1 protein-coding gene is annotated in these 280 nt (G+C 55.0%); it reads right to left on the bottom strand.

From position 1 onward, the window contains the following. A partial coding sequence (locus H3Z84_RS01695; RefSeq protein ID WP_199456027.1) for a transposase occupies window positions 1-242 on the bottom strand: 242 nt, incomplete at its 3' end. Window positions 243-280: the final 38 nt, after the last annotated feature.

The raw sequence follows: 280 nt of genomic DNA, 5'->3' as shown, positions 1-280 counted from the left end.
TTGGGTTTGTAGGGCCGTGCGGGCAGCACCGCGACCTGGTAGTGCGCCGCCAGTTGCTGGTAGCTGGGGTTCAAGTCCGGATCGTACCGACAGGCTTTGCTGACACCGCTGCGCAGATTATCCGGAATCACCATTTCCGGAGTTATGGTGATTTCTGGTGTATGGAAGCAGGCTGAAAGGATGGCGTATCCTGTTGGTTGATCACCGCCAAGATCACAACCAACAGAGGATGGATACGCCATGTCCAAGTCTAACCTGCATGCTCTTTCACAACCAGAGG

It is taken from the genome of Marinobacter sp. bablab_jr003 (assembly GCF_016464245.1).
Taxonomy (GTDB): Bacteria; Pseudomonadota; Gammaproteobacteria; order Pseudomonadales; family Oleiphilaceae; genus Marinobacter; species Marinobacter vinifirmus.
Note: the sequence above shows the minus strand (reverse complement) of the source record. Positions and strands in the feature narration are given on the sequence as shown.